The organism is Kitasatospora sp. NPDC007106, from assembly GCF_040634455.1.
Classification (GTDB): domain Bacteria; phylum Actinomycetota; class Actinomycetes; order Streptomycetales; family Streptomycetaceae; genus Kitasatospora; species Kitasatospora arboriphila.
On the sequence record NZ_JBEYFP010000562.1, the window covers coordinates 1 to 3,982 of the forward strand.

The window sequence follows — 3,982 nt, forward strand, 5'->3', positions numbered from 1 at the left end:
CTACTCCCCCTCACTCGTGCCCTCCCCGCCGCTCTGGCGTTGGGCGGGGCCCGGGCGCGGGCGGCTGACCCGCCGGACCCCGGCCGGCCGTCCGGCGGGCGTCCGGCAGTCGAGACGACGGCCGGTCCCGGACCCTGACCCGGGGCCGGCCGTCGCTATCCTGGCCGCATGCTGACCATCACCCGAGAACTGCGCGACCGCATCGTGGCCCACGCCCGCGCCGACCACCCGGACGAGGCCTGCGGCGTGGTCGCCGGCCCCGAGGGCAGCGGCCGGCCCGAGCGGTTCGTCCCGATGCTCAACGCGGCCCGCTCGCCCACCTTCTACGAGTTCGACTCCGGTGACCTGTTCAAGCTCTACCGGGAGATGGACGACCGCGACGAGGTCCCGGTGGTCGTCTACCACTCGCACACCGCCACCGAGGCCTACCCCTCGCGCACCGACGTCAGCTACGCCTCCGAGCCGGAGGCGCACTACGTGCTCGTCTCCACCGCCGAGGGCAACGGCGAGGAGGACCCGTACGAGTTCCGCTCGTTCCGCATCGTGGACGGCGTGATCACGGAGGAAGACGTGCAGGTCGTCGAGGAGTACTCCGCCTGACCGGCCGCCGCCGCACACGGCCCGCCGACCGGTCACGACCGGCCGCGGCGGGCCGCCGTCTCGGCATGGGAAACGAAACCATCCGGATCGCGAGACGTGGATGCCGCTGCGGGGGCGGGAATCTATACGATGAGCCCATGCGTTCCGTCGATGTGACCAATCAGGCCCCAGGCATCCGCCTCGTGGCGCGCCTGCACGTCGACCTGTGCCGGCTCGCCAGCGCGATCTGTCCCGGCACCGCCGACGCCCACTGACTCGGCACCGCCAGCCCGCCCCGGCCGCTCCGGGGCCGTCACCCCTGCCGCGCCGCGTGCGGCGGCCCACCCGACCCACCTCCACAGGAGCGCAGCCATGGCCATCGAGGTCCGCATCCCGACCATCCTCCGCCCGTACACCGACGGCGCCAAGGCCGTCGAAGGCACCGGCACCAACCTCGGCGAACTGTTCCAGGACCTCGACAGCCGCCACCCCGGCATCGCCGAGCGCCTCCTCGACGCCGGCGAGCTGCGCCGCTTCGTCAACGTCTACCTGAACGACGAGGACGTCCGCTTCCTCGAGGGCATCAGCACCGCCCTCGCCGACGGCGACAGCGTCACCATCCTCCCCGCCGTCGCCGGCGGCATGAAGTAATGCGCTACGACAGCCCCCTCGAGGCCGTCGGCAACACCCCGCTGGTACGGCTGCCGCGCCTGTCGGCAGCCGTACCCGGGAACGCCGACGGCCTGGTGAGCCTCTGGGCCAAGCTGGAGGACCGCAACCCCACCGGCTCGATCAAGGACCGCCCGGCCCTGCACATGATCGAGCGGGCCGAGGCCGACGGCAGGCTCACCCCCGGCTGCACCGTCCTGGAGCCCACCAGCGGCAACACCGGCATCTCGCTGGCCATGGCCGCCAAGCTCAAGGGCTACCGCATGGTGTGCGTCATGCCGGAGAACACCAGCGAGGAGCGGCGCGAGCTGCTCCGCATGTGGGGCGCCGAGATCATCTCCTCGCCGGCCGCCGGCGGCTCCAACACCGCCGTGCGCATCGCCAAGGAGATCGCCGCCGAGCACCCCGACTGGGTCATGCTCTACCAGTACGGCAACCCCGACAACGCCGGAGCGCACTACACCGGCACCGGCCCTGAGATCCTCGCCGACCTGCCCACCGTCACCCACTTCGTGGCCGGCCTCGGCACCACCGGCACCCTGATGGGTCGACTCCTGTCGTCACTGTCGTGGGCGGCGGGCCCGGTATTCGGTCTCCGCCGTGCTGGTGAATTCATCTTAGGGGGAGCGGGGAGGGGCGCGTCAATATTCGAGTATGAATTCCGTGTGTCGTCGTGTGTTACGTTCGAGGGGTGGCGTGATCGAGCGCCCCGGACGAGGTGCGTCGTACCCGGCAGGACAAGACGGCGCGGTACTGCGGCGGCAGCGACGGAGCTGCCGCCCTCTACTGCGGAGGTGCCGTCGTGGCGTGGCTGGTGTTGATCGTGGCGGGTGTGCTGGAGACCGTCTGGGCGGTGTCGCTGGAGGCGGCCAAGGGGTTCTCGCGCCCGCTGCCGAGCGCGGTGTTCGCGGTGGCGCTGGTGCTGTCGATGGGCGGGCTGGCGTACGCGCTGCGGAGCATCCCGCTGGGCACCGGCTACGTGGTCTGGGTGGGCATCGGCGCGGTCGGGACGGCGCTGTACGGGATGGCGGCGCTGGGCGACGCGCTGACCGCGGCCCGGGTGACCTGCCTGTTGCTGATCCTCGGCGGTGTGATCGGACTCAAGGTGCTGCACTGAGCCGTAGGTCACCGAAGGCTTAGGTCGGAGGTCCCGGGTGATCACCGACCGATGGTCAGGAGTCACCGGCGCCCGAGCGCCTTACGATGGCAGGCATGGCCACCACCTCCTCCTCGACCCCGGTCGACCGCGCCGAGCCCGTGCCCGACACCGCCCTCGACACCGGGGGAGTGATGAGCGGGCCGTACCGGGCGCTGACGCTGGGGATCGTCTCGGTGGTGCTGCTGCTCGCCTTCGAGGCGACGGCGGTGAACACGGCGATGCCGGTCGCCGCCAGGCAGCTCGACGGGCTCGGCCTGTACGCCTTCGCCTTCTCCGGCTACTTCACGACGACGCTGTTCGCCCTGGTGGTCTCCGGCCAGTGGTGCGACCGGCGGGGCCCGCTGGCGCCGCTGTTCACCGGCATCGCGGTGTTCGGGGCGGGCCTGGTGGTGGCCGGCACGGCGGTCGGCATGTGGCCCTTCGTGGCCGGCCGGGCGATCCAGGGGCTCGGCGGCGGACTGGTGATCGTCGCGCTGTACGTCGTGGTGGGCCGGGCCTTCCCGGAGCGGCTGCGGCCGTCGGTGTTCGCGGCGTTCTCGGCGGCCTGGGTGCTGCCGTCGATCGTCGGGCCGCTGGTCTCCGGCGCGGTGACCCAGCACCTCGGCTGGCGCTGGGTGTTCCTGGCCGTGCCGGTGCTGATCCTGCTGCCGCTCGCCGTGATGGGCCCGGCGCTGCGCCGGGCGGAGCGGGCGCAGCCGCCGCTGCGGCCCGCGCCGTTCGACCGGCGCCGCACCTGGTGCGCGGCGCTGGCGGCGCTGGGCGCCGGGCTGCTGCAGTACGCGGGCCAGCGCCTGGACCTGCTGGGTCTGCTGCCGGCCGCGCTGGGCGCGGCGCTGCTGGTGCCGGCCGTGGTGCGGCTGCTGCCGCCGGGCACGCTGCGGGCGGCCCGCGGGCTGCCGACGGTGATCCTGCTGCGCGGCGTCGCGGCGGGTGCGTTCTTCGCGGCGGAGGCCTTCGTCCCGCTGATGATGGTGACCCAGCGGGACCTGTCGCCGACCCTGGCGGGCCTGACGCTGACCAGTGGCGGCCTGTCGTGGGCGCTCGGCTCCTGGCTGCAGGGGCGGCCGTGGGCGGACCGGCACCGGGAGGCGCTGATCCGGGTGGGCTTCGTGCTGACCGCGGTGGCGATCGCCGGGGCCGCGGTGGTGCTGGTGCCCGCGGTGCCGGCCTGGACGGCGGCGGTGTTCTGGGCGGTCGGCGGTGTCGGGATGGGCCTGGCGGTGGCCAGCATCAGCGTCCTGATGATGAAGCTGTCGGCGCCGGAGGACACCGGCGCCAACTCGGCGGCGATCCAGCTGAGCGACGCGCTCGGCAACGTGCTGCTGATCGGTCTGGCGGGTGTGCTGTTCGCCGGGCTCGGCGGCGGTTCGGTGGCGGCCGCCGAGGGTGGGACGGCGCCGGCCGGCCCGTTCGCGGTGATCTTCCTGGTGATGACCGGGGTGGCCCTGCTGGGTGCCCTGGTGTCGGGCCGCACCGGTGCGGGGCGCAAGCCCGTGGCGGTGGCCGAGGCTCCGGCACTCGCCGAGGGCTGACGGCGGCGGGGCCGGCGCGGACCCTCCGCGCCGGCCCCGGCCG

5 protein-coding genes, 1 pseudogene and 1 riboswitch are annotated in these 3,982 nt (G+C 73.5%); all 6 genes and pseudogenes read left to right on the forward strand.

Going from position 1 to position 3,982, the window contains the following annotated elements:
* Positions 1 to 168 precede the first annotated feature (168 nt).
* The 6 genes and pseudogenes from ABZ641_RS28395 (at position 169) to ABZ641_RS28420 (ending at position 3,939) form a co-directional block, all read left to right on the forward strand.
* Positions 169 to 600 carry a M67 family metallopeptidase gene (locus ABZ641_RS28395; RefSeq protein WP_344626807.1) on the forward strand — a complete coding sequence of 144 codons (432 nt, stop codon included), beginning with the start codon at positions 169 to 171 and terminating at the stop codon, positions 598 to 600.
* Between the two features lie 137 nt (positions 601 to 737).
* On the forward strand, positions 738 to 854 hold the full coding sequence (locus tag ABZ641_RS28400; protein ID WP_344626806.1) for a putative leader peptide: 117 nt from the start codon (positions 738 to 740) through the stop codon (positions 852 to 854).
* A gap of 97 nt (positions 855 to 951) precedes the next feature.
* Positions 952 to 1,230, forward strand: coding sequence for a MoaD/ThiS family protein (locus tag ABZ641_RS28405; RefSeq protein WP_344626805.1), 279 nt, complete (start codon positions 952 to 954; stop codon positions 1,228 to 1,230).
* Positions 1,230 to 1,796, forward strand: a pseudogene (locus ABZ641_RS28410) (pyridoxal-phosphate dependent enzyme); the annotation flags it as partial. The gene ABZ641_RS28405 and the pseudogene ABZ641_RS28410, both read left to right, overlap by 1 nt.
* A 141-nt stretch (positions 1,797 to 1,937) precedes the next feature.
* A riboswitch (guanidine-III (ykkC-III) riboswitch) is annotated at positions 1,938 to 2,000 on the forward strand.
* Positions 2,001 to 2,050: 50 nt separating this feature from the next.
* Entirely contained in the window at positions 2,051 to 2,365 is a 315-nt protein-coding gene (locus tag ABZ641_RS28415) for an SMR family transporter (RefSeq protein ID WP_344623426.1), read from the forward strand.
* 95 nt (positions 2,366 to 2,460) lie between these two features.
* Positions 2,461 to 3,939 carry an MFS transporter gene (locus ABZ641_RS28420; protein WP_359986242.1) on the forward strand — a complete coding sequence of 493 codons (1,479 nt, stop codon included), beginning with the start codon at positions 2,461 to 2,463 and terminating at the stop codon, positions 3,937 to 3,939.
* Positions 3,940 to 3,982: the final 43 nt, after the last annotated feature.